19 protein-coding genes are annotated in these 21,974 nt (G+C 64.5%); 10 read left to right on the forward strand and 9 right to left on the reverse strand.

Going from position 1 to position 21,974, the window contains the following annotated elements; all coding sequences use genetic code 11:
* Nucleotides 1-63: 63 nt before the first annotated feature.
* A complete protein-coding gene (locus tag AUR_RS07055) occupies nt 64-1,797 on the reverse strand; it encodes a DEAD/DEAH box helicase (protein ID WP_031216663.1) in 1,734 nt (577 codons plus the stop codon).
* A 330-nt stretch (nt 1,798-2,127) separates the two neighbouring features.
* Nucleotides 2,128-3,573: an MFS transporter gene (locus AUR_RS07060; protein WP_062098100.1), complete on the reverse strand. Its 1,446-nt coding sequence runs from the start codon at nt 3,571-3,573 to the stop codon at nt 2,128-2,130.
* On the opposite strand from AUR_RS07060, the gene soxR reads away from it, so the two are divergent.
* Nucleotides 3,572-4,096 carry a redox-sensitive transcriptional activator SoxR gene (gene soxR, locus AUR_RS07065; RefSeq protein WP_128397096.1) on the forward strand — a complete coding sequence of 175 codons (525 nt, stop codon included), beginning with the start codon at nt 3,572-3,574 and terminating at the stop codon, nt 4,094-4,096. The two genes, AUR_RS07060 and soxR, sit on opposite strands and share 2 nt — an antisense overlap.
* 120 nt (nt 4,097-4,216) lie before the next feature.
* Nucleotides 4,217-4,945, forward strand: a complete 729-nt coding sequence (locus AUR_RS07070; RefSeq protein ID WP_062098102.1) for an SAM-dependent methyltransferase — start codon at nt 4,217-4,219, stop codon at nt 4,943-4,945.
* On the opposite strand, the gene AUR_RS07075 is transcribed toward AUR_RS07070, so the two are convergent.
* A complete protein-coding gene (locus AUR_RS07075; protein WP_128397097.1) occupies nt 4,942-5,979 on the reverse strand; it encodes an Lrp/AsnC family transcriptional regulator in 1,038 nt (345 codons plus the stop codon). The two genes, AUR_RS07070 and AUR_RS07075, sit on opposite strands and share 4 nt — an antisense overlap.
* A gap of 144 nt (nt 5,980-6,123) precedes the next feature.
* Between AUR_RS07075 and AUR_RS07080 the strand changes: the two genes are divergently transcribed.
* Nucleotides 6,124-7,341, forward strand: coding sequence for a M20 metallopeptidase family protein (locus tag AUR_RS07080; protein ID WP_062098104.1), 1,218 nt, complete (start codon nt 6,124-6,126; stop codon nt 7,339-7,341).
* 15 nt (nt 7,342-7,356) lie between these two features.
* Complete coding sequence (locus AUR_RS07085) at nt 7,357-8,649, forward strand: MFS transporter (protein WP_128397098.1); 1,293 nt, start codon at nt 7,357-7,359, stop codon at nt 8,647-8,649.
* 71 nt (nt 8,650-8,720) lie between these two features.
* On the opposite strand, the gene AUR_RS07090 is transcribed toward AUR_RS07085, so the two are convergent.
* Nucleotides 8,721-9,956 (reverse strand): MFS transporter, encoded by a 1,236-nt coding sequence (locus AUR_RS07090; protein WP_062099356.1) that lies wholly within the window; start codon nt 9,954-9,956, stop codon nt 8,721-8,723.
* A 166-nt stretch (nt 9,957-10,122) separates the two neighbouring features.
* Between AUR_RS07090 and trmB the strand changes: the two genes are divergently transcribed.
* Genes trmB through AUR_RS07105 form a run of 3 tightly spaced genes read left to right on the forward strand, consistent with a single transcriptional unit; the run spans nt 10,123 to nt 11,932 of the window.
* Nucleotides 10,123-11,028 (forward strand): tRNA (guanosine(46)-N7)-methyltransferase TrmB, encoded by a 906-nt coding sequence (gene trmB / locus AUR_RS07095; protein WP_062098106.1) that lies wholly within the window; start codon nt 10,123-10,125, stop codon nt 11,026-11,028.
* 21 nt (nt 11,029-11,049) lie between these two features.
* A complete protein-coding gene (locus tag AUR_RS07100; RefSeq protein WP_031216667.1) occupies nt 11,050-11,442 on the forward strand; it encodes a hypothetical protein in 393 nt (130 codons plus the stop codon).
* Nucleotide 11,443: 1 nt separating this feature from the next.
* Complete coding sequence (locus AUR_RS07105) at nt 11,444-11,932, forward strand: SRPBCC family protein (protein WP_062098107.1); 489 nt, start codon at nt 11,444-11,446, stop codon at nt 11,930-11,932.
* On the opposite strand, the gene AUR_RS07110 is transcribed toward AUR_RS07105, so the two are convergent.
* Nucleotides 11,915-12,577: an anti-sigma factor family protein gene (locus tag AUR_RS07110; protein WP_062098108.1), complete on the reverse strand. Its 663-nt coding sequence runs from the start codon at nt 12,575-12,577 to the stop codon at nt 11,915-11,917. The two genes, AUR_RS07105 and AUR_RS07110, sit on opposite strands and share 18 nt — an antisense overlap.
* Nucleotides 12,574-13,071: a sigma-70 family RNA polymerase sigma factor gene (locus AUR_RS07115; protein WP_021472833.1), complete on the reverse strand. Its 498-nt coding sequence runs from the start codon at nt 13,069-13,071 to the stop codon at nt 12,574-12,576. Before AUR_RS07115 ends, AUR_RS07110 begins: the two co-directional genes overlap by 4 nt.
* A 132-nt stretch (nt 13,072-13,203) precedes the next feature.
* Between AUR_RS07115 and AUR_RS07120 the strand changes: the two genes are divergently transcribed.
* Entirely contained in the window at nt 13,204-13,716 is a 513-nt protein-coding gene (locus AUR_RS07120) for a COG4315 family predicted lipoprotein (RefSeq protein ID WP_031216668.1), read from the forward strand.
* A 241-nt stretch (nt 13,717-13,957) separates the two neighbouring features.
* On the opposite strand, the gene AUR_RS07125 is transcribed toward AUR_RS07120, so the two are convergent.
* Complete coding sequence (locus tag AUR_RS07125; protein WP_062098109.1) at nt 13,958-14,914, reverse strand: type IV toxin-antitoxin system AbiEi family antitoxin domain-containing protein; 957 nt, start codon at nt 14,912-14,914, stop codon at nt 13,958-13,960.
* 374 nt (nt 14,915-15,288) lie between these two features.
* On the opposite strand from AUR_RS07125, the gene AUR_RS07130 reads away from it, so the two are divergent.
* Entirely contained in the window at nt 15,289-18,699 is a 3,411-nt protein-coding gene (locus AUR_RS07130) for a DEAD/DEAH box helicase (RefSeq protein ID WP_062098111.1), read from the forward strand.
* A 75-nt stretch (nt 18,700-18,774) separates the two neighbouring features.
* On the opposite strand, the gene AUR_RS07135 is transcribed toward AUR_RS07130, so the two are convergent.
* Entirely contained in the window at nt 18,775-19,953 is a 1,179-nt protein-coding gene (locus AUR_RS07135) for an MFS transporter (protein WP_062098113.1), read from the reverse strand.
* Nucleotides 19,950-20,615 (reverse strand): GntR family transcriptional regulator, encoded by a 666-nt coding sequence (locus tag AUR_RS07140; protein ID WP_021472839.1) that lies wholly within the window; start codon nt 20,613-20,615, stop codon nt 19,950-19,952. Before AUR_RS07140 ends, AUR_RS07135 begins: the two co-directional genes overlap by 4 nt.
* A 182-nt stretch (nt 20,616-20,797) precedes the next feature.
* Here AUR_RS07140 and AUR_RS07145 point away from each other — a divergent pair, with 182 nt between their 5' ends.
* Nucleotides 20,798-21,949, forward strand: a complete 1,152-nt coding sequence (locus AUR_RS07145; RefSeq protein ID WP_062099358.1) for a Fic family protein — start codon at nt 20,798-20,800, stop codon at nt 21,947-21,949.
* Nucleotides 21,950-21,974: the final 25 nt, after the last annotated feature.

Genomic DNA, 21,974 nt, shown 5'->3' on the forward strand with positions numbered 1-21,974 from the left:
GCCTGCTTTGCGCCCTAAACCCACGGAATAGAGCGCAGAGCGGGCCTCACAGCGTGAGGGATCTTAGCGGCCGCGGCGCTCGTTAGACGCCGGGGCAGACGCACGGCGGGGACCGCTGCGCGCCGGTCGACCTGAGCCGGAACCCCCACGGCCGGAATTACCCGCGCCGAAGGATCCACCCGAGGTGCCGCCGGTGTTCGAGGACCACACGGCCTTGTTTCCGCTGCTGCGCGTCGTGGTGGCAGAAGCGGTTCGCGGAGCCGAGGCCGACCGCTGTCCGCCGGATGCACGCTGGCCGGTTGCGGGGCGACCACTGCGGCCGCTTTGACCCTGCGAGCCGGGAACGTCGTTACGGTGCGAGGCACCTGCCTTGCCGCGACCGCGTGAGCCGCGGGCGACGTCGTCGTTCATTGCTGCCCGACGCTCCGCACGGCTGAGGTCCGTGCGAACCGGCTCGGCCGAAACCTTGCCGCGTCCGCCGCGCCCGCCGCGACCGCCTGCAGTGGGCGTAGCCTGGCCGGAACGCCGTGCGCGCTTGCGCTGGGCATTGGCGCCGTTGGACGTCCCGCCGCCCTGCTGCGGGAGCTTGGCTGCCAGGAGTGCAGCGCGGGTGCGGGGGTCAACCTTGTCCGCTACATCCCCCACGAGCTCAGCCACCAGCGGAGAGTTGGCGGTGACGCGCTCAAACGAGACGTCGACGCCGGCAGCCCGCATGAGCTTCTTGACGTCCTGCTGCTGCTCGGGGAGCGTCAGCGTAACGACGGTACCGTCCGAACCCGCGCGGGCCGTACGGCCGGAACGGTGCAGGTAGGCCTTGTGCTCTGTGGGCGGATCCACGTGGATGACCAGTTCGACGTCGTCCACGTGCACACCGCGGGCGGCGACGTCGGTGGCCACGAGGACACGCACCTCGCCGCTGGAGAACTCGGCGAGGTTCCGGTCACGGGCGTTCTGCGACAGGTTTCCGTGCAGGTCCACCGCGGGAATGCCGGCGTCCGTGAGGGTCTTGGCCAGCTTGCGGGCATGGTGCTTGGTCCGCATGAAGAGGACGCGGCGGCCTGCGCCGGACGCCAGTTCCACAATGAGCTGCTTCTTGACGGTCTGGTCGTTGACCACCAGGACGTGGTGTTCCATGGTGGTGACCGCGGCCTGGGGATCGTCTACGGAGTGCGTCAGCGGGTTGGACAGGTAACGGTTGACCAGCTTGTCAACACCGTTGTCCAGCGTCGCCGAGAAGAGGAGGCGCTGACCCTGCTTGGGGGTCATGTCCATGAGCTTCTTGACCACGGGGAGGAATCCGAGGTCGGCCATGTGGTCTGCCTCGTCCAGGACGGTGACCTCAACCGCTTCAAGCGTGAGGATCCGCTGGCGGATCAGGTCCTCGAGGCGGCCCGGGCAGGCGATGACAATATCGACGCCGGCACGCAGCGCCTTCTCCTGGCGCGCCTGGGAGATGCCGCCGTAGATCACGGTGGTGTTCAGGCCCATGGCCTTGGCCATCGGCTCGACGGTGGCGTTGATCTGGGTTGCGAGCTCGCGGGTCGGCGCAAGGACAAGGCCCATGGGACGGCCCGGCTTGCGGAAGTAGCCTGCCTCGCGCCCGGCCAGTCGGGCAACGAGCGGGATGGCGAATGCGATGGTCTTGCCGGAGCCGGTGCGGCCGCGGCCCAGGACGTCGCGACCGGCCAGCGTGTCCGGCAGGGTCTTGACCTGGATGGGGAATGCCTCTTCGATGCCGGTTGCAGCGAGGGATTCGACAATTGCCTTGGGCGTGCCAAGGGCAGCAAAAGTAGTCATGTACTTCATGTCTTTCGGGCGGTGTCCTGTGGCGGACATCGGCCCCCGACGCCGGTTGGGCCAGGGGTTCGCCGAGGAAAAGTCAGGTGGTCTACCGGTTCGCTGCAGGAGCGCTGGCCGGGACCAAATGGAACGCGTTCATCGACGCAGGATGTGCCTCTCACATGAAAAATGCCCCGCCGCGCAGCCTGTCAGGCCACCTGCTTCAGGGCGTCACCGCACATCAAGTGATCCCATTCTAGCAGCGGTGGACGTTTCTCCTTGCATCGGGCCCCCAACTGGGTCGCAGCACCGCGCGTTCTGAGCCCCGAAAACGCGCACAAATGCGACCTACTTGGGCTGGGTGAGCGAGAAGTCGGCTTGGCCGTCGCGGGCTCCGCGGGCGTTGGGTGCGGCGGAACCACCCGGCCGGGCCGCGACGCGCGGTGCCACCACAACACCGACGACGCCGATGACCGCCGTCAGTGCAAAGACCGCCGCAAAGGGCCCGACGTTCGTGAAGGCGGCAAAGACGAGGCCCGTTGCGGCGAGGGCCAGCGCACCGCCCAGGGAGTCGGAGATGGACATGGCGGCACTGTTGAAGCCTTGGTTATCCGGCGAGGACAGCGCCAGGGTCATGACGCTGAGCCGCGGGTACATCAGGCCCATGCCGAAGCCCGCGAAGAGCCAGCCAACAATTGCTATGGCCGCCGGCAGCGCCAGCGCGGACGTGACAAGCGCCAAAACGATGGCCCCCAACACCAGGATGGCGCCAATCTGTACAGCCAAGGCATCAGCCAGCCGGGACCCGAGCCGTCCTTGCACAGCGGACGCCCCGGCCCACGCCAGCGCTGATCCGGTCAGGGTCAGGCCCGCAAAGGTCGGGCTGAAGTCATAGCGCTCCGTCAGCATGTAGGGCAGGTACACCTCGGCACCGAAGAAGGCAGCCGACGCCAGCCCACGGGACAGGATGACGCTCGGCAACCCCCGGTGCGCTGTGAGGGTTCCCCGCGGGACCAGCGGACGGACAGCCACGAGCGCCGTGACAAGTGCGACGGCGGCAATCACCGCGCCGACGCCCGGCACCCCGCCGGACAGGTTCAGTCCAAGAACGGCCACGGCCGCGAGCGCAGCCCACGCCATGCGCCCGAAAGCCCATGGGACGGTGGGTGCATCCGCGCCCGATGGGGCCCCGGTACCGCGTTCCGGAGAAGCCAGCCCGCGCATCGCAGGAACAACCATGGCCAAGGCCGGAATGACCAGCCCAACAACTCCCAGGAAGACCCAGTGCCAACTGCTCAGCTCCGCCACCACCCCCGCCGCGAAAGGACCGATCAGGGACGGAATCACCCAGGAAGCGGCGAAGGCCGCGAAGATCTTGGGGTGCAGGACGGGCGGGTAGATCCGCGCGACCAAGACGTACAGCGCCACAGTCACTGCCCCGCCACCAAGGCCCTGGACCAGACGGCCGAGCACCAGCATTTCCATGGTGCCGGCAGTTCCTGCGATGAGGAGTCCCACCACGAACATCGCCACCGATGCGTAGAGAGGAGCCTTCGGGCCTCTCCGGTCGGACCAGTTCCCGGCACCCACCATGCCCATCACGCCTGTAGCCAGCGGACCGGCGAAGGCCAGTGCATACAGGCCGGCTCCGTTCAGGTCCCGGCTGACCACCGGCATCACGGTGGTGACGGCGAGGGACTCAAAGGCGCTCAGGAACACCAACGCGCAGGTGCCCACGGTGGCCAGGAGGTATGGACGGCGCAGGATACCGGCCGTTGAGGTGTCAGGGGTCATGCACGCTACCCTAGAACCTCAACTATTGTTGAGGTCAACGCCCCGCCGGGCACGTGGAAGTTCAGTCATGTCGAAGGTATCCGGACACAGGCCCCTGACCATCGGCGAGCTTTCCGAGCGGAGTGGAGTGTCGCCGTCGGCCCTTCATTTCTACGAACGCAACGGCCTCATCAGCGCCGAACGCACGCCAGGCAACCAGCGGCGTTACGCCCGCGAGACGCTGCGCCGCGTGGCGTTCATCAAGACGTCCCAGCGGGTGGGGCTGCCGTTGAGGGACATCCGCGAGGCATTGGAGTCCCTGCCCAACAGCCGTACACCCACCAAGCGCGACTGGACCAGGCTCTCGTTGCGCTGGCGGCAGGAACTCGACGAGCGCATCGCCGCCCTGCAGCACCTCAGGAACGATCTGGACGGATGCATCGGTTGTGGTTGCCTGAGCCTGAAATCGTGCACGTTGCAGAACCCGTCGGACGAACTCGGGGCATCCGGGGCGGGCGCCCAGCGGTGGAATGCACCCATCTGACTGGCATTAGGGGTTGTTCTGAGCCCTCAAAACAACCGCTGCTGCCAGTTAGTTGGGCGGGGTTTGCTGGAACAGCAACAGGTGTTGCGTCGGGTCTGCGGCGGACGGCACGCTTGAATCATGACTGAACACACTCACGACGGCGGAACCCGCCAGCACGCGCATCATCACGACGGCGTGGCTCGCCAAGGCGGCGACCAACAGGGCCGCCTGGACCTCCACGAGGATGCGGACAACGCCGTGGACATGTGGGACGGGATGTACCGGGAACGCCCGAAGATTTGGAGCGGGAACCCGAATCCCCAACTGGTCGCAGAGATCACGGGCATGGAGCCGGGAACTGCGCTGGACCTCGGCTGCGGCGAGGGTGCGGATGCCATCTGGCTCGCGAAGCACGGATGGAAGGTCACCGCGATGGATGTATCGGCTGTCGCGCTTGAACGTGCAGCCGGGCATGCCAGGGAAGCCGGACTTCAAGAGAGCGTCAACTGGCAGCAACAGGACCTCGCGGAGTGGACACCCGAGCCTGTCTTCGACCTTGTCTCAGCCCAGTTCCTGCACTCTCCCCTACTGCCCTGGCGGGACTCGGCGTCGAAGGCTGCCGCCGCAGTAGCTCCGGGAGGAACGCTGCTGGTGGTCGGGCACCACCCGCACGGGCTGGCGCCATGGAGCCGGCACCACGAGACGGACATGTTCTACACACCCGAAGAACTCGCGGAGGAACTGGGCTTGGAACACGGGCCGTGGTCGATTGGGGTTCTCACCAGCCGCGAGCGGACCATCGAAGACCCGGATGGCAACCCTGCCACCATCATGGATACCGTCCTTCGGGCTACGAGGAAGCCCTAAGCGCTCGCCGGGAGCAGCTCGCCGAAGGGTGGCACCACGGTTCCGGTGCACGTGGAGTCCGGGTTGAGCATCCAGCCCACCCGCTTGGCGGTGTTCAGCATGACGACGCTCTCCTCCAATTCGATCCCCGGGATGCGCTGCTGGATGGCAAGTTCCATCTCCATCACCTCGGCCAGGGTGCGCAGCCACATGATCATGGTGAAGTTGGTCCGCCCCGTGGTTGAGGCCAGGAACCGCACGTTCCGGATGGCCCGCAATTCCGTGGCCGCGGCTTCGTGCTGGCCGGCCGGGACGTTGGCGAACCACTGCACGGTCACGGGGTAGCCGGAGAATTTCTGTGCGATCTCGCAGCGGAAGGAGAGCATGCGGCTGCCGAGCACGCGGGTGAGTTGGCGCTGGACAGTGGCCGGGTGGCGGCCCAGGGCCCGGGCAATTTCCGCGGCTGTGGCACGGCCGTCGCGGGCCAGGAAGGGGATGAGTGCCAGGTGGCTTTCGGGCAGCGGCACAACAATGGCGTCCGGTGCGGGCGGGTTAGCCGACTCGGGACCGGCCATTGCGCGCAATGCCTGCTGTTCAGCCTTGGTGAGGACGTTAAGCCGCCAGGCGTAGCCACTTGTATGGATCCTGGTGCACAGGGACGTGTGGTACTTGGTGAGGCCCCGGACTTCCTCGAGCCGGGGCAGCAAACCGGTACTGAAGTGATCCAGGTCCTGCGTGATGACGGTCAGGGTGAGGTCCCGGTTGCTGGCCGCCTCCTCCACGGTGATCACCTCGGGCAACCGGGCGAGGGCCGCGGTGACGTCGGGCCGAAGATCCATGTCGCAATCGACGTCCACCATCGCCAGGCACATGTTCTTGGGGTCACCCATCAAGTGGGCGGTCGTCCACGCAGCACCTTGGGCTTTGAGCCGGTCCCAACGGGCGGCCAAGGTGGTGGCATGGACGCCCAGGACGTCGCCGGCGTCGGACCAGCTGATCCTGGGTGAAATCTGCAGGGCGTTGATGAGGCGCAGGTCTTCCTCACTGAGTTCCATGTCCCCAATTCTCTCCCGCTTGCATGAATCCTGCACCTTTCACACATGCCATGCATATTTCCTGATCTTTCGGGCCTTGTGAGGTGCATCACCGCAGAATGATCTAAGAGAAGCGCAAGCCGAACAAATCACAGGAGACCCCGCATGACCATCGCCGCCGACGCCCAGGAACTCCGCGAAGACATCGTCCGGCTCCGGCACGAACTGCACCGCGAACCGGAGATCGGACTGCATCTCCCCCGCACCCAGGAAAAAGTACTCCAAGCGCTGGACGGACTTCCGTACGAGATCACGCTGGGCAAGGACACGACGTCGGTCACCGCAGTCCTGCGGGGCGGTGCGGCCCACGCTTCGGCCCGGAAGCCGGTGGTGCTCCTGCGCGCCGACATGGATGGATTGCCAGTCCAGGAAACAACCGGCGTGGACTATACCTCCCGGGTGGACGGAGCCATGCACGCCTGCGGCCACGACCTCCACACCTCCATGCTCGCCGGAGCCGCAACCCTCCTGGCCGAACGCCGCCACCAAATCGCTGGAGACGTGGTCCTCATGTTCCAGCCGGGCGAAGAAGGATTCGACGGTGCCAGCTACATGATCAACGAAGGCGTCCTCGACGCTGCCGGGCGCCGGGCGGACACCGCCTACGGAATGCACGTGTTCTCCTCGCTGGAGCCGCACGGGCAGTTCGTCACGAAGGACGGCGTGATGCTCAGTTCCTCCGACGGGCTGGTGGTCACGGTCCTCGGCGCGGGCGGCCACGGGTCGGCCCCGCATTCCGCCAAGGACCCCGTCACTGCCGCGGCGGAAATGGTCACGGCCCTGCAGGTCATGGTCACCCGCCAGTTCAACATGTTCGATCCCGTGGTCCTCACCGTCGGGGTGCTGCACGCAGGGACCAAACGGAACGTCATCCCGGAAACCGCACGCATCGAAGCCACCATCCGGACCTTCTCCGAAGCGTCCAGGCAGAAGATGATGGAAGCAGTTCCCCGGTTGCTCAAAGGCATCGCCGCAGCACACGGATTGGAGGTGGACGTGGACTACCAAGAGGAGTACCCGCTCACCATCAACGACGAGGATGAAACGAATACCGCCGAGAAAGTCATTGCCGGCATGTTCGGAGACTCCCGCCTCACCCGGATGGCCACCCCGCTCAGCGGCTCCGAGGACTTCTCCCGCGTGCTGGCCGAGGTCCCCGGAACCTTCGTGGGACTCAGTGCCGTTGCCCCCGGCGCCGACCCCTCGACGTCGCCCTTCAACCACTCCCCTTACGCAACGTTCGACGACGGCGTCCTCACCGACGGTGCCGCGCTTTACGCCGAACTGGCCGTGTCCCGCATCGCCGCGCTCGCCGCCAACTGACTCCTGGAGAACCAGATGACAACCACTGTTGGAACCCCTGCCGACATCAAGGTCCACAAGTCGCACGTCCGCACCCTTGTGGGTACCGGCATCGGCAACGCCGTTGAATGGTACGACTGGGCTATTTACGCCACGTTCTCGCCCTTCATCGCGAGCGCGTTGTTCAGCGCGGCCGACCCCACCTCTGCCGTGCTGTCCACGCTGGCGATCTTCGCCGTCGGATTCGTAGCCCGGCCGTTCGGCGGGTTCGTGTTCGGCTGGATAGGCGACCGGATTGGACGCAAAACGTCAATGACTGTTGCCGTGGCCCTCGGCGCCATCGGCAGCCTGTTAATCGGCGTGGCCCCCACGTTCGAGTCCGTCGGCGCCTTCGCATCCGTGATGCTTCTGGTGGCCCGCCTCATCCAGGGCCTGGCACACGGTGGCGAGCTGCCGTCGTCGCAAACGTACCTTTCGGAGATGGCACCCAAGGAAAAGCGTGGCTTCTGGGCCACCCTCATTTACACCTCCGGCACGGCCGGAATCCTTGCAGGCACGCTGCTTGGCGCCATCCTGACCGCTGTGCTCATCAAGGAAGACATGGGCGCGTGGGGTTGGCGCATTCCGTTCCTGATCGGTGGCGCCCTGGGCATTTATGCCTTGTTCATGCGGGCCAAGATGAAGGAAACCGAGGCTTTCGAGGCTGAGTCTCCCAAGGAAAAGCGCGCGCCGATGTGGCCGCAAATCGTGAAGTACCGCAAGCAGGCCCTCCAAGTCATTGGGCTGACTGTGGGCCTCACGGTGGTGTACTATATCTGGGGTGTTGTGGCACCGAGCTACGCAGCGACGGCCCTGAAAATGGACCGCGGCGCTGCGTTGTGGGCCGGCGTGCTCGCCAATGTGGTGTTCATTGCAGCCTTGCCGTTCTGGGGTCGCCTGTCTGACCGGATCGGCCGGAAGCCCGTCCTGATCATGTCCTCCGCCGGTGCCGCGCTGTTCCACTTCCCCATGACCTGGCTGCTGAAGGATTCGCCATGGCAGCTGACCGTGTCCATGTCCGTGATGCTGTTCTTCATCGCCGGCAGCGCCGCGATCGTCCCCGCCGTCTACGCGGAGCTCTTCCCGACCCACATCCGGACCGTCGGCGTGGGCGTTCCCTACTCGATCTGCGTAGCCGTGTTCGGTGGCACGGCCCCTTACCTGCAGACGTGGCTGGGCACGATCGGCCAGGCGTACCTGTTCAACGTTTACGCGGTGATCCTGCTGCTGGTGGGTATCCTGTTCGCCTTCCTGATCCCCGAAACCAAGGGCAAGGACCTGACCGCCTGACCCCTCCCAACTGGGTCGCAGCAGAGCACGTTTTGAACGTTCAAAACGCGCACTGCTGCGACTCAGTTGGGTTAGACGAAGCGGTTCCGGCCCGCCCTGAATCCGAAGAACGCCGCCAGCAAGCCGACCACCAGGAACAGGACCCCCGCCGCGGCGAAGCCACCCGTTGCTTGGTGGAGCTGGCCAACCATCAGCGTCCCCGTGGAACCCACCCCGTAGCCCACCCCCTGCATCATTCCGGAAAGGTGCGCGGCTGTGTGGGCGTCCCGGGTACGGAGCATGATCATGGTCAGTGCCACGGCAGTCAGTGACCCTTGGCCGAGCCCGAGCAACCCCGTCCACACCCAGATCAACTCAGTGGGCCCAAAGATGCTCAGGGCGAAGCCGCCGCCCGTCATGAGCGCCACCACCATGTTGATGACCCGTTGGTCCTTGAGCCGGGCAGCGAGCGCCGGGGCGAACAACGACCCCAGCATCTGCAGCACAATCGACACCGAGACGATCAGGCCCGCCGTGCCACCGTCCACACCGCGGTCACGCAGGATCGGCGCCAGCCACGCGAACACGCTGAACGACATCATCGCCTGCAGCACCATGAACGCCGTCACCTGCCACGCCACCGCGGATCTCCACACATTCACCCCGCCCTTGAGGTGCTGGTGCCGTACGGGGTGCTGCCTGATGGCCGGCGGCAGGAAGAGCAAAAGTACGACGGCGGCCGGCACCGCCCAGAACCACAGCGCCGATGTCCAGTGGCCGGTTGCCGTAAAGACCGGATACGTGAATCCCGCGCCGAGTGCTGCGGAGGCACAGATCGCCGTGGTGTACAGGCCGCCCATCAAGCCGAGACGGTGCGGGAAATCCCTCTTCACCACGCCGGGAAGCAGCACGTTGCACAGCGCGATGGCTGCACCGCACGCCGCTGTTCCCACCAGCAAGGCGGGCAGGTGGCCTGCGCCGGGGAGCTCGGCCGGCCTCAGCAGGAGCCCTGCGGTGAGGACGGCCATCGCACCCAGCAACACCCTCTCTGCTCCAAACCTTCTCGCCAGGACGGGTGCCGTAGGTGCGAAGACACCCAGCAACGTCACCGGCACAGTAGTCAGCACCACAACAGACCAACCCGGCAGACCGGCGTCGGACGTTACTTCCGGCAGCACCGCGGAGAAGCTGGAGAAGACGGTCCTCAAGTTGAGGCCGATGAGGATCAGGCAGACCGCAAGATAAGCCAGCGCCCGCTTGCCTTTGAGCTGGGTGGGAGCCGGGGCCGGGTCTTCGTCGATCTCAGCGTCGACGGCGATCTCGGGCAAGGGGCGTTTCTCTTCGGACTTCTCTGTGCGCTTCTTGGTTCGGCTCTCTGCGGAGGCAGGCTTCTGGGAGGAGGTCACACGTCCTATTCTGTCAGGGCTGTTTACTGCTGCCCCTGTGGGACCGACTGTGACCCGGTTTTGGACGGCCAAGTATTCTGGAAGGGACATGAGTGAGACCCCAGATACCCCACGCCCCATCACCCCCGGCAGCCAAGCTTCCTTTGGCACATACGGCGGCCGTCCGGTCAGCTTTGTGCGTCGAGGTACCCGCCTCCAGGGCCGCCGCCAGGCAGCCTGGGAAGAACATGCCGAACGCTGGGCTGTGCAGGTCCCCCGTCATGTGGCCAACACGTCCGTGCACCCGGACTACGTTTTTGACGCCGAGGCCGTGTTTGGACGCAAGGCTCCCCTGATCGTGGAGATCGGCTCCGGCTTAGGCGATGCAGTGGTCCATGCTGCCGAGCAGAACCCGGACAAGGACTTCCTTGCCGTTGAGGTCTACACCCCCGGCCTGGCCAACACCATCATCAAGATCAACAGCCGCGGGCTGACCAACGTGCGCGTGGTGGAAGCCAACGCACCCGAGGTCCTGGAGTCCATGCTGCCCGCGGGCTCAGTCAGCGAACTCTGGGTATTCTTCCCGGATCCCTGGCACAAGGCCCGGCACCACAAGCGCCGGCTCATCCAGCCGGCTTTCGCATCCGTCGCGGCCAAGGCCCTCAAGAAGGGTGGCTACTGGCGGATTGCCACCGACTGGTCCAACTACGCCATCCACGTTCGGGAAGTCCTTGCAGGTTCCACGGAGTTCGAGAACATGCACGAAGGCGAGCGCAGCGGCGAGGAGAGCCCGTTGACGCAAGTCTGGCAATCCGGCGTCGAATCCGTTGTTGGCGGCGCCCCCGTCAAGGAGGGCCGCGCACCCGTCAGCACCGAGCACACCGGCCCCAACCAGGGCGTGGACGAGGTCGGCGGCTGGGCTCCCCGGTTCGACGGCCGGATCCGCACCAGCTTCGAGAACAAAGCCCACGAGGCCGGGCGCATGATCTTCGACCTCACCTACCGCAAGATCTAGTCCACGGACTCCGGGGGAACCATGAGCTACCAACCACCACTCGAATACCACCAGCAGCCACCCCGACCGGGGACGCGGGGGTTGGGGGCCGGCATTACCAGCATCGTGGCTGCCGTGCTCTCGCCGGTGGCGGCCGTGGTCAGTGTTCCGCTGGGCATCGCTGCGGTGGCTTCTGCCATGAGCCGCTTCAACGAGGGCAACGATGCGTGGTGGATCGGAGCTTTGGCCTTCGCCGCGTTGGCTGTTGCCTTGGCGATTGTGGCCGTGGTCTGCGGACTGATTGCCGTGTTCCGGGCAGGCCGCATGAACGCCGGGAGAATCACGGGCATCGTTGGGCTCTCCATCATGGCGGTCAACGTCTTCGGGGTGGCCTTCATGGTGATCTTGGTACTCGGATCCGGACAAGCGGGCTGATATGCCGCAGGTACGCGCAGAACGGTTCATCCGCCTGGATCCGGAGACCACTTTCGCCCTCTCCCAGAGCACAGGCGCATTCAGGCTTACATGGGACCCGTTCATCTCGGCACAATCGTTCGTTGACGGCGCCACGAAACCAGGCAAAGGGGTCCGCACCCGCACCGTCTCCCGGATGAAGCTGACCATGGTGACCGAGTACGTTTCCTACAATCCCCCACGAAACGTAGGAATGACCATGGTGGCCGGCCCCTGGTTCTTCGGCACCTTCGGAGGCGGGTGGCGGTTCACTCCGGAGCCCGGGGGCACCCGCGCGGTGTGGAAATACACGTTCTCCTGCAGGCCCGGCTGGCTGGCGCCTATCGCCGAAAAAATCGGGACATGGGTGTTGGGCCGCGAAATTGAGCGTCGGATCGAGGCCTTCGCGAGGGCATGCGAGGACCCCGCCCTCGTGGCCGAACTGCAAGCAGCATCACGGCACGGAGATTGACGCCACCGTCCTGTCCGAATCGTCCCTGAGCTCAACACCCGCGATGCCGGTCAGCTGAACAGGAGTGGCGCCGGTGATCTTGATGCGTCCGCTGGGCGTCGCCGTCCACCCGCACGTGCGTTCCTCAGCGCCGTCGCGCCCCTTGACCCACAGATAGAGCGTCCCTTCCAGCGGCATGCTCCGCCCCTCAACAGCCAACTCCGTGCCCCAGGTCTTCTTGACCATGCCAACCGTCAGCTGCAGGCCATCGCCCGACTGAACGGAATACGTGGCGTCGGGTTTCGGTGGCTGGTTCAGCAAAGGACCCGCCAGGAATCCCAAGGCCAGGCACGCGGCGGCGACAGCCCCAACAACGGCTGCCCACCGCCGTCGTGATTTCCGCCTGCGGGTGGAGAGATCAACCAGGAGCGACGGCGGGACAGTCTCCAACGGCGCCAACGGCTGGCTTCCGCCCGCAACGGTGAGGGCGACTGCATCAGCGGCGGGGACGGCGTCGAGCAACGCGGGAAGGCTTTCGAGCTCCTCCAGCTCGCCGCGGCAGTCCGCGCAAGCGGCGAGGTGGTCCTCGAACGCGCGTGCCTCATCCGGCTCAAGGCCACCCAGCAGGTAGGCGCCCAGCAACTGGTGGACGGAATCGGCGTTCATTTTTCCACCCCCATTTCGTCAAGAATCGTTCGGAGGGCTTTCACTGCATAAAAAGCCCGGGACTTAACAGTGCCCACGGGGATGTTCAGGTGCAGCGCCGCCTCGGTGACCGTGTACCGCTGGTAGTGCAGGGCCACCAAAACTTCACGGTGTTCGTGGCTGAGCCGCAAAAGCGCTTCCTCCATGAGCACACGGTTCAAGAGCTCGTCCACGCGCTCGGTGGCGACGTGGTCCGGAAGTTCGTGCTCCTCTGCCTCCGCGGGCCTGCGCTGGGCCTTCCGGTAGTTGTCGATGATCACGTTCCGCGCGGTCCTGAAAAGGTAGCTTCGCAGGCTTCCCGTGATGTGCGGGGCGTGCTGCCACACTTTCAGGATGGTTTCCTGCACAACGTCGTCAGCCAGGTGCGCATCCGGGGTGCAACTGAGCACAAAACGCTTCAGGGCCGTGCCGTGGTCGCGGTAGATCGCTGCCACCACGTCCTCGTCCAACGGCATAGCCACCTCCTTCGATCCCACCCCATACGACGCCTTTTCCCGGCACACGGTTCACCATGAACCATTCTTCCCCCGGCGGCGTCTTAGGGTTAGCGCCGGCCCACTCCGGCCGGCCCGTCAAGGGAGCCAGTGATGAAGAATAGATTCAGCTTTGGACTTGGTGCTGTGGTCCTCGCGGTGGCCTTGGGAGGATGCGCCGGCAGTCCGGGCACGTCCACGTCCTCTGCACCGCCGGCGTCGTCATCCGTGTCCGCTCCCAGCACAGCAGAGGCAGACGCGGAGATGAAAGTGGCGTCCTCCAGCGCCGGCCCGATCGTGGTGGATGGCAAAGGAATGAGCCTCTACTTCTTCACGAAGGACGTCAAGGACTCCGGCAAGAGCGCCTGCGTGGATGCATGCCTTGCCGCGTGGCCCGTATTTACGACGACGGCGGACGCGCCCAAGGTTGATGGCGTCACCGGCACTGTGGGAACCATCGCCACGCCCGACGGGAAGAAGCAGGTCACGCTGAACGGCATGCCCCTGTACTACTACGCCCAGGACAAGGCCCCCGGTGATGTTGCGGGCCAGGGTGTGAACAACGTCTGGTACCTGGTGAGCCCCGGCGGAGAGATGATCAAGGGCGCTGCTGGTTCGGGCTACTGAGTGGGCCCCCTCGTCCGTTGCCGATCGCCGAGTTCGCCGAGTTCGCCGGAAGCGTGCCGTACCGCTGCAACGTTCCTGCGCCTATGCGCGTTTCCCACGAACCCGAGCGACCACCCCTGCTGCTATGCACGTTTCCCACGAACCCGCGCGACCACCCCTGCTGTTCGCGGGAAGCGTGCCGAACCGCTGCAAGCTTCCCTGCGCCCATGCACGTTTCCCACGAACCCGCGCGACCACCCCCTTACCTGCGCGACCTGAGCGCTCGAAGGATTCGTTCTTTGAAGGTCCGCTCTTGGAACAGGTCCTTCCACTCGATCCGGATGAACCTCCAGCCGTCCTCCATGAGCGCCTTTTCGCGTCGCCTTTCTTCAAAGATGACCTCGTCGGTTGGTTTGTAGTCGAAGTACTTGGTTTTCCCGTCGAATTCCAAGGCCAGTTTTTCTTCCTCCCACGCGAAGTCCAAGCGGTGGTTTCCTACCCGGGTCTTCACGCGGAATTGGGGTTCCGGTGGTTTGATGCGTAACCGCTGCATCAACTCCCGGCTCAGCGTCTCGCCTGCGGATTCGGACCGGGGATCGGCATTCTCAAGGGCCTTGCGAAAAATACGGATCCCGCGCTTTCCCGCGGACGCTGCGCCCATTGAGGCGAGCACATTCCGATCTGCCCCAAGCCGCAGACCATGGTCCATGATGACCAACGCCTTCGGATAGCTGAGCATCCTGGCACAGTCGAACATTGTGCGCTCAAGCGACGTGACCCGCAGGCCTCTCACCGTCACGATCTCAGTCTCGGCCAGCGCTTCAGTATGACCCCGGACGTCCTTGCCCCATCGACCCGAGGACGGTCGAACCGGGTGCAGGACGTGGACTTTTTGGTCCACACCCCACAAGAACAGGCCATGGAGTCGTGCCGCCGATAGATGGCTGTAGACCAAACCGCCCGTCGAAGTCGTCAGGGTTCCGTGAGCATGGGCCATGATCCGCGCAAGGGCCTGACTTCGTGGTCCCATGGAGTCCCACTTGCCGGCGCTCATGTAGCATCCGTACCGCATTCGACGCAGCTCGCCTGAATCCAAGAGGTACTTGATGCTTCGGCTGTTGTAGCCCAGGCGAAGCAGCTCGTCCGTGCGCCACATATAGCCTCGTTGAGGTGCGGCGCGGAGGGTCGACTGAGTGGTCACACTTGATGTTGGTTGCATCGCTTCAGCATCGCCGGGCCTCCAAGTCGGCAGTAGGCCTGGTCGTCGCTATGTGGAAAGTAGACGCCAACGGTGCGAATGCCCCCGCAAACTTACAGCGTCTGGGCATCGTACCCGCGAACCCGGCGGGATGCACCAAAGCTGCGGGAACGACGCCGAGCTCCGCGGCACGCTTTACCTATCGCCCACCTGCGGCTCCCGAGATCGCCGGAAGCCTGCCGCCGCACCCCAAGCTTCCATGCGAACCCACAGCGTTCCCGCGAACTCGGCGGCTACGAGGGGACGTTCCCGCGAACCCGGCGGCTCAAGTTTGGGAGCCGCAGCAGGCTGACTAAGATTGGGCAGATAACCTCCTTCCGAAAGTAGTCGCCTGCATGCCATCCCACCCCGATGACAATTGGGAACTGGCCATACAAACACCTGCCATCAACGACCGCTCCCTCGCGGCGGGGCTGGCCTATGCCATGGGAAGCCGGGTCAACGGGATTACCTTCGACTCAGCCACCGGTCTCCTCCTCGGCAAAGTCCGGGGCAACGGAGTGCAGCCCTACTCCACGTCGGCAAAGCTGGTGCGAAAACCGAGCGGCTGGAGCTGCACCGTGGGCATCTGCAGCTGCCCGGTCCGGAAGGATTGCAAGCACGTCGCAGCCCTGCTCTTCACGGCGGAGGACCACCCCACCATTCGAGCCCAGCTCCTTGCCCAATCCCCCGGAATGCAAACGGCGAACCCAAGCCAGGCCACCAGCCGCCCGGCATGGGAACTTGCCCTCAACAGGCTGATCACCAAGCCTGGAGCACCCGCCAACCCCGCGGGTATCCAGCTCGCTTTGCAGTTCGAAGTGGAAGAACCTGCCGCGCACTTCTCCTACACAGGCCGCCGCGACCCTGCAAGGAGCGTAAGGCAACTCAAGGCCCGCCCCATGATGATGGGCGCGAAGGGCAAATGGATCCGCGGCGACGTATCGTGGAACAACCTCAGCTACATCAGTTTCCGCCGTGAATTCAACGAAGCCCAGGTGGAGTGGCTGCAAACCTTCATGGCAGCCCACGGTTCCCCAAGCGGGCGGCACCAGCCCTCCGGCGCAATGTGGCTCAGCTTGAACGACTTCGCCGGCAAGAACCTCTGGTCACTCCTTGAGGAAGCCAGGAAAGCCGGAATTCCGCTCATCCACACCGCTGGTACTGAGCCCGTTCACGTGGCGTCCCAACCCGCCGTCGTGGGCTTGAGCCTGGCCAGGACGGGACGGGAAGGTTCCGTTGACGGAAAGCCCGACGGCGGCCTGCAGCTGTCGCCGTCAGTCACCGTGGACGGGGAAGCCGTTGATCCGGCCACTGTTGGCTTTGTGGGAAAGCCGGCCAACGGAATCTTCTATACGCAATCCGGCGCCGACACTTTGCCCGGGGCGCCGCAGCAGAAGAACCTGATCACCCTTGCACCGCTTGGGGGGAGCCTCAGCGATGAATTGCTGGAGTTCGTGACCGAGGGTTCCACGTTGGAGATTCCGGCCGAGGACGAGGGCCGCTTCCTCACGTCCTTCTACCCCAAGCTCCGTCAGTCCACGCCTGTCCAAGCAGCCGACGAATCAGTGGAGCTGCCGACGCTTGCCGTGCCGACGTTGTCCCTGCTGGCCAACTACGGCAACGACCACAAGGTCCGGCTCCACTGGGAGTGGCACTACACGTCGGGAACCTTGGTGACGGCCCAACCCCTCTGGCGGCACCCGGACGATCGCGGCTACCGGGACGACGCCGCGGAGGCACGCATCCTCGAATCGCTGGGGCACCCGTGGGAGATCGTCCCTGCCCTCGCGGAATCCTCAACAGGGGGTTGGGGTGCGCCCCGGCTCACTGCTACCGCTGAACTGAGTGGCCTGGACACCCTGGCGTTCACCGAAGAGGTGCTGCCGGCACTCAGGCAACTGCCCGACGTCGTGGTGGAAACCTCCGGTGACATTGCCGATTACCGGGAGGCCGAAGAAGCGCCTGTCGTGTCGATCTCCACCAAGGAGACCGCGAGCGGAGACTGGTTCGACCTCGGGATCGTCATCACGCTCGAGGGTGAACCGGTATCCTTCGCCGCCGTTTTCTCGGCGCTCGCTGCCGGGCAGACCCGCATGCTGCTGCCCAGCGGCGCACACTTTTCCCTCGATCTGCCCGAGCTCCACCAGCTCCGCGAGCTCATCGACGAGGCCCGTTCGTTGCAGGACAACCCGGACAACAAAGACGGAACCCTGCAGATCAGCCGGTTCCAGGTAGGGCTGTGGGACGAACTCGCACAGCTTGGGATCGTGGACGAACAAGCGGCGGCGTGGCGGGAGTCCGTTGGTGGACTGCTCGACGACGGCGTCACCGGACTGCCGCTGCCGGCCGGCCTTAACGCTGAGCTGCGTCCGTATCAGCTGGAAGGGTTCAACTGGCTGAGCTTCCTTTACAAGCACAGCCTGGGCGGCGTCCTCGCCGATGACATGGGCCTCGGCAAGACCGTCCAGGCGCTGGCGCTGATCTGCGCGGCGCGGGAACTGGCTGCTTCCGAAGGCAGGGACAGGGCCCCGTTCCTGGTGGTCGCGCCAACGAGCGTCGTCAGCAACTGGGCCTTGGAAGCACAGAGGTTCGCACCCGGCCTGACGGTTCGGACGGTTTCGGAAACATTCGCCAAGAGTGGCCTGTTGCCGTCGGAAGCTTTGGCGGGTGCCGACGTCGTAATTACCTCTTATGCGCTGTTCCGCATCGATTACGAGGCCTACGCGTACTTCCAATGGGCCGGGCTCATGCTGGACGAGGCCCAATTCGTGAAGAACCACCAGTCCAAGGCCTACCAGTGCGCACGCAAGCTGCCTGCGCGCTTCAAGCTGGCCATCACGGGCACCCCGTTGGAGAACAACCTGATGGAGTTTTGGGCCCTGACGTCGATCGTTGCGCCGGGGTTGTTCCCCAGTCCCAAGAGGTTCGCCGAGAACTACCAGAAGCCGGTGGAGAAGAACGGCGACTCGGCGCAACTGGGCAAGCTCCGGCGTCGGGTCCGTCCGCTCATGATGCGGCGCACCAAAGAGCAGGTTATCCAGGACCTTCCGCCAAAGCAGGAGCAGGTGCTGGAGGTCGTGCTCAACCCGCGCCACCAAAAGGTCTACCAAACCCATTTGCAGCGGGAGCGGCAGAAGATCCTCGGCTTGATCGACGATGTGAACAAGAACCGCTTCACGATCTTCCAGTCGCTAACGGTGCTTCGGCAGCTCAGCCTGGACGCTTCGCTGGTGGACTCCTCCATGTCCGCGGTGCGGTCGTCCAAGCTGGATGTCCTGTTCGAACAGCTCGAGGACATCATCTCCGAGGGCCACAGGACGCTGATCTTCAGCCAGTTCACCGGGTTCCTGGGCAAGGTTCGGGAACGCATGGACGCCGAAGGCATTGAATACTGCTACCTCGATGGCAGCACCCGCAACCGCGGTGACGTGGTGAGCGAGTTCAAGAACGGGACGGCTCCGGTCTTCCTGATCTCCCTGAAGGCCGGTGGATTCGGCCTCAACCTGACCGAGGCGGACTACGTCTTCCTTCTGGATCCGTGGTGGAATCCGGCATCCGAAGCCCAGGCCGTGGACCGCACGCACCGGATCGGCCAAGCCAGGAACGTGATGGTTTACCGGCTGGTGGCCAAGGACACCATCGAGGAAAAGGTCATGGCGTTGAAGGCCAAGAAGTCGCAACTTTTCGCGGACGTGATGGAAGGTGACGCCCTGGCCGGCGGCTCGTTGACGGCCGAGGACCTGGCAGCGCTGTTTGCGGAATAACTCCCAACTGACTGGCATTAGCGGTTGTTCCCAGCCCTTTTGGCAACCACTACTGCCAGTCAGATCTCGTGACGGTCAGTCGTCCAGGCGCACTCCGCGCAGCAGGATCATCGTCCCTCCCACCGCGACGGCCGATGCCAGGAACACTCCGGAGGCGCCCAAGCCCACAGCCACCACTCCGATGGCACTTGGCAGGACAACTTGCCCCACCCTGTTCCCCGCCAGTCGCAGGGCCAGGGCCCTCCCGCGTTGCCCTTCCGGAGCTTGCGCGGAGAGCCAGGACATGGTGAGCGGCTGGCCGATTCCCAGCCCCAAACCTAGGAACGCCATGACCACGAAGAGCAACCACTCCGGCATGGGGATCGCCGCCACAGCCAAGGCGACCGTCGAAACAGCGAGACTAAGAACAAGGAGTTTCAGCCGCCCGAGCCTGCGGGACACCCGTCCCAGGCCGAGCCTGGAAACCATGGAAAAGACTGCCCGGACGGTGAGCATCAGACCCACTGTGGCCGCGGTGAGTCCGCGCTCGGCACCCAGTGCGGGGAGGTAGACCACGGTGAGGTCGACGACGGCCAGCACTGTTGCGCTGGTGGCCAGCGCCCGCGCCACGCCTGGCACGCGCAACAGGGAGAAGGCGCTTCCGCGGGGAGCTCCGCCGCTGCGGGTGGCCCGCTTTCCACCACTGACCCGTGATGAGACCAGGAACGTCGTCCCGAACAGCACGAGCCCCATGCCGGCGGCCAAGAGGAAGATCGAGTGGGTGTCGGGCCGCACTGATTGACCTCCGACCAACGAGATAGCCAGCGGCCCCAAGGCCTGGCCCAACGACGCTGCGAAGGTCAGGTAACCGAAAGCAGAGTCAAGACGGGACGAGGCAGCGTTATTCGCCACCACGGCTTGCTGCCCCACCACGCACGCAAGCTGGCCCGCACCCAGGAGCGCTGTTCCCGCGATCAGCGCGGCCACGGACGACCCCCACAGCAACAGGAACACCGAACAGGAAAGCACGACGGCGGAGCCCGCGGCCATCAGCCGACGCTCGCCAAGGCGGTCCACCAGGTTTCCGATGGGGAGGGCCAGCAACAACGGAAAGACTGCGTAACTGGCGGCCAGCACACCGAGCGCGAAGGCGGGAACGTCGAGTTCCAGGGCCCGGTATGTTGCAGCCGGCCTCACCAGGAAAGTGATGGCCTGAATCAGCGCCGAGTGAAGGAGGAGAGCAGTTGACGAGCGCCGCCCCAGTTCGCCGATCATTCGACGTCAAGTCCCTTGTCTGCGATGACGCGCAGAGTCTCGTCACGGGCTCCAATGACGTGATCGAAGGCTATCTTCGCCGCACGCTCCGGGTCCTTGGCCGCCAAGGCTTCCACCAAAGCCCGGTGGTCCGCTAAGGCTTCCTCCCGACGTTCCGGTGAGTTGTTGGTGAAGTACCGGTACCGCTCAACGTGGCTGGCAATCTGCTCGTGGAATCGAAGTGCCCAGGAGTTGCCGGCGATGTCTGCAATGGTGGCGTGGAGGGTCACTCCATGCCTCATGGCCTCATCCGCGAATCCGACCATGGCTGCGTTTCGGTCCAGGATTCCCCGTAGTTTTTCGATGTGTTCGGTGGTGGCCTTGGCGCAGGCTTCGCGGGCCATCAATGACTCAAGGGCAGCCCTGACGTCATACAGCTCGGAGACCGCCTTCTCATCAAGCAACGGAACCAGGACGCCGCCAGTTGGCTGTTGCTCAAGAAGGCTCTCCGAAATGAGTCTCCTGATCGCTTCTCTCAGTGGGGTCCGGCTGACCTGCAGTGCTGCAGCCATCGCGGGCTCGAAGATACGGGTCCCGGGCTTCAACTCCAGATCGAGGATTTGCCGCTTGAGCTCGGTGTAGACGAGGTTCGCCCCGGTGTTCCGAAGCCGTGATTCTGCCATGCTGCCGCCAAAGTAAGAGTGAAGTGTACTTGTATACATCTATACATCGCTTCTGCTGTGGACCAAAAAGAGCGCCTAAATGAGCGCTTATTCGCACTTAAACTGTAAAATGCGAATAGGGGGCAGCTAAATCACTGTTAGGAGGGGTGATGGGAGGTTGGCCAGCGCACGGGAGGCGCGTCATGCCATGGAAATCTTCCGGGCGTCCGCCCCGCGAAGACAGGATGTTTACCGAAGTTGAGGTATCGCTTCCTCCGCACATTGCGGATCTGGGGTTCGAGCCGAGCCGGGAGACCGTTGTAGCTCTCGAAGAGGCAGCCGCTGCCATTGCATCGCTGGATGTCACGGCAGGGTCCCGGATGGCGGCAATCAGCGACTTCCTCCTGCGGAGTGAGGCAGTGTCCTCGTCGAAGATCGAACACGTCGACGCGAATCGCAACGACTACGCGCGGGCACTGGTAGGTCTGAAAGCATCCGATCAGGCCAAGTCGATGGTAGCCGCCGCCGAGGCTGTGCAGAGCATGATCAACGACGCCGGGGTAGCAGGTGAAGTCCGGATGGAGTCGCTTCTCAAAGCACACAGGACATTGATGAAGGATGACCCGCTGGACGGACACAACGCCGGCTCTTTCCGCGAGGTGCAGAACTGGATCGGGGGCAGCGATTATTCCCCGCGAGGAGCAGTCCATGTTCCTCCCCCACCCGGGATGGTCCGGGAACTCATGGACGACCTCATGGCCTTCTGTCAGCGCAAAGACATCCCGATCATGGCACAGGCAGCCATTGCGCATGCACATTTTGAATCCATCCACCCGTTTACTGACGGCAACGGCCGCATCGGCAGGGCCCTGATTGGGGCCGTCTCGCGTCGACGGGGACTAACCAGGAACACTGTGACCCCAGTTGCCTCCGCAATGGTGGCTGACGTCGAAACCTACTTCGCGTTATTGAACAACTACCGCGACGGGGATGTCGATCCTTTCGTGCTCTATCTAGCCAAGTCGTCAGTTCGAGCTGCGGATGCTGCGCGCGAATCCGTTACCGCACTGGACGCGCTGCCTGCAGCATGGACAGAGGTCGTTCGTCCCCGCAAGGGTTCGGCCGACGAAAGGATTCTGACTTGGCTCTTGGAACGCCCTGTCTTTGAGGCGCACAGTGCCGCGTATGCCGCGGGGATCGACGAGCGCTCTGTTTATAGGGTCCTTGACCGGCTGACAGACGCCGGAGTACTCTCCCTGATCACGCAGTCGCAGCGAAATCGCGCTTGGGCGGCAACGGAAGTCTTGGACGAGGTCGACCGGCTCAACCGTCGTCTGGCAAATCGCGATTATTGAGTACCTCAGCCCCGCGCCCACCGGT

Origin of the sequence: Paenarthrobacter ureafaciens (genome assembly GCF_004028095.1) — a bacterium.
GTDB lineage: Bacteria > Actinomycetota > Actinomycetes > Actinomycetales > Micrococcaceae > Arthrobacter > Arthrobacter ureafaciens.

Excerpts from the sequence above, each read along its gene's own strand:
- AUR_RS07110 (WP_062098108.1), bottom strand. The coding sequence starts at position 12,577 with ATGAACGCCGATTCCGTCCACCAGTTGCTGGGCGCCTACCTGCTGGGT.
- AUR_RS07135 (WP_062098113.1), bottom strand. The coding sequence starts at position 19,953 with ATGATCGGCGAACTGGGGCGGCGCTCGTCAACTGCTCTCCTCCTTCAC.
- AUR_RS07085 (WP_128397098.1), top strand. The coding sequence starts at position 7,357 with ATGACAACCACTGTTGGAACCCCTGCCGACATCAAGGTCCACAAGTCG.
- AUR_RS07100 (WP_031216667.1), top strand. The coding sequence starts at position 11,050 with ATGAGCTACCAACCACCACTCGAATACCACCAGCAGCCACCCCGACCG.
- AUR_RS07140 (WP_021472839.1), bottom strand. The coding sequence starts at position 20,615 with ATGGCAGAATCACGGCTTCGGAACACCGGGGCGAACCTCGTCTACACC.
- AUR_RS07130 (WP_062098111.1), top strand. The coding sequence starts at position 15,289 with ATGCCATCCCACCCCGATGACAATTGGGAACTGGCCATACAAACACCT.
- AUR_RS07080 (WP_062098104.1), top strand. The coding sequence starts at position 6,124 with ATGACCATCGCCGCCGACGCCCAGGAACTCCGCGAAGACATCGTCCGG.
- AUR_RS07145 (WP_062099358.1), top strand. The coding sequence starts at position 20,798 with ATGCCATGGAAATCTTCCGGGCGTCCGCCCCGCGAAGACAGGATGTTT.
- AUR_RS07120 (WP_031216668.1), top strand. The coding sequence starts at position 13,204 with ATGAAGAATAGATTCAGCTTTGGACTTGGTGCTGTGGTCCTCGCGGTG.
- AUR_RS07055 (WP_031216663.1), bottom strand. The coding sequence starts at position 1,797 with ATGACTACTTTTGCTGCCCTTGGCACGCCCAAGGCAATTGTCGAATCC.
- AUR_RS07105 (WP_062098107.1), top strand. The coding sequence starts at position 11,444 with ATGCCGCAGGTACGCGCAGAACGGTTCATCCGCCTGGATCCGGAGACC.
- AUR_RS07125 (WP_062098109.1), bottom strand. The coding sequence starts at position 14,914 with ATGCAACCAACATCAAGTGTGACCACTCAGTCGACCCTCCGCGCCGCA.
- AUR_RS07060 (WP_062098100.1), bottom strand. The coding sequence starts at position 3,573 with ATGACCCCTGACACCTCAACGGCCGGTATCCTGCGCCGTCCATACCTC.
- trmB (WP_062098106.1), top strand. The coding sequence starts at position 10,123 with ATGAGTGAGACCCCAGATACCCCACGCCCCATCACCCCCGGCAGCCAA.
- AUR_RS07075 (WP_128397097.1), bottom strand. The coding sequence starts at position 5,979 with ATGGAACTCAGTGAGGAAGACCTGCGCCTCATCAACGCCCTGCAGATT.
- AUR_RS07115 (WP_021472833.1), bottom strand. The coding sequence starts at position 13,071 with ATGCCGTTGGACGAGGACGTGGTGGCAGCGATCTACCGCGACCACGGC.
- AUR_RS07070 (WP_062098102.1), top strand. The coding sequence starts at position 4,217 with ATGACTGAACACACTCACGACGGCGGAACCCGCCAGCACGCGCATCAT.
- soxR (WP_128397096.1), top strand. The coding sequence starts at position 3,572 with ATGCACGCTACCCTAGAACCTCAACTATTGTTGAGGTCAACGCCCCGC.